We start from the raw sequence: 1,483 nt of genomic DNA, 5'->3' as shown, positions 1-1,483 counted from the left end.
GTGTGCTCATCTTCAGGTCCTCAAAACTCCCAGAAACTGAGCGTCATTGCACACAAACCTGGGAGTTCTGACCATCCCCAGTTGCCAGGTTTGATCAGTGTTCATCGAGGATGTGGCAGTTTTGCAGGGCCGACTAAAGACCGGCGAAACGTTGCCAGAATCGGCGCTTATGACTGACTATTACAGTTGGAGCACCACTGCATACGGAAGCTTTGGGGCAATTCCGCAAGGTCAATTGCGATTCTCAAACCCCGTAATTCAAACGACATCCAGCTCAAAGAACGAAAGAAGTTGCGAACTGAACGAGAGATGCATCCAACTTCCCAGCCAGCTTTCAGGCACCGCATCAATCACGGCAATCCCGGGCCATTACCTAGACATCAGTCAAACGCAAGGGTGCGCGGATTTTTCCTGCATGCAAAAAAAGACAGACCATCTCACAGCAATATCTGGCGGAGTGTCTTTTATGATTGGCGCCCCCATTCCGGAGCCCTCCACAATTGCGCTAACCTTCTCCGGCATGATTGCTGCATTCGCAATTGCGGCGAGGCAGAGAAAGCCAGCCTCAAAAAATGGGGGAAAAAAAATGGCGACCCGCCACATCAACACCGCATAAATAATATTTGTCGGCAGTTTTTTGCTCTCCGAAATAGGCAGCAGAAAACACCGATCAACTTCGCGGATCGCAAAGGGTGCTCGATGACTCCGACCAAGACTCCTCGAGCATTGAGCACCTTGAAGTGAATTTCTTGGCACTCTTTTGAAAGAGCTTTGCCGGCAGAAGGTGTTCGCACAATACAAGCGCACTCCAATCAGTGCGCTCGTTCATGCGCAGTGACGACTTTTGGTGGGCGGCTTCTGCCGCGCACTTGGTCGGTTCACCGTGCAACAAGCATCGCCACCATCGCACGCATTAAGCGGGGCACCAGGGGCGAAGCCGGCATGGGCTCGGGCGCCTTGTGGGTGCCGAGGAGCGCAGCGGCAAGGTGGGCGCGCGTCAGCGCGCTTCGTCATCTGACTGGCCTGAGTTGTTTGAGCGGAGCGCCCAAAGGGCGCGCAGCGAGTTCGAAGGCCCCACCTTGCCGCGAGCACCGCAGGGGAGTCACGCCACCGGCGTGACCGCCCACTTGGCGCCCGAGCCCATGCCGGCGCAGCACCGCCCCGCGCTGCCCCGACAAACCGAGCCAACCCAGGCAAGCAAAAGAACAACCGCTCCACACAACCCCGAACCGTCTTCAAACCCGAGTCGATTTGTGAAGCCATGCAAAGCCTGCATCGCCTCCAGCCGAGCCTGCGTAAGGGGTCGGCCCTGCAAAACTGCCACATCCTCGATGAACACTGATCAAACGGGGGTGCGGCAGAAAACTTGGACTGGTTAAACGGCGATTCCCAGGCTTTGGCGATGCCCGACAGGGCTGCGAGCACCAAGGGAAACTTTGATCCGCGCCTCGTTGTACCACCGGATGTATGTGTCCAAGCAGAC

The 1,483-nt window shown here is 56.4% G+C and carries 2 protein-coding genes; one reads left to right on the top strand and one right to left on the bottom strand.

Annotated features, from left to right (window positions below):
• The first annotated feature begins 97 nt into the window (after positions 1 to 97).
• Complete coding sequence (locus ABG80_RS21445; RefSeq protein WP_083506025.1) at positions 98 to 616, top strand: PEP-CTERM sorting domain-containing protein; 519 nt, start codon at positions 98 to 100, stop codon at positions 614 to 616.
• Between the two features lie 759 nt (positions 617 to 1,375).
• Here the strand turns inward: ABG80_RS21445 and ABG80_RS21975 are convergent.
• Positions 1,376 to 1,483: IS3 family transposase (locus tag ABG80_RS21975; protein ID WP_152987453.1), on the bottom strand; the 108-nt coding region annotated here is incomplete at its 5' end.

The sequence above is a fragment of the Aquabacterium parvum genome (assembly GCF_001447195.1).
GTDB classification, from domain to species: domain Bacteria; phylum Pseudomonadota; class Gammaproteobacteria; order Burkholderiales; family Burkholderiaceae_C; genus Aquabacterium; species Aquabacterium parvum.
The sequence above is the reverse complement of the archived record's forward strand: the minus strand, read 5'-3'. Positions and strand labels throughout refer to the sequence as shown.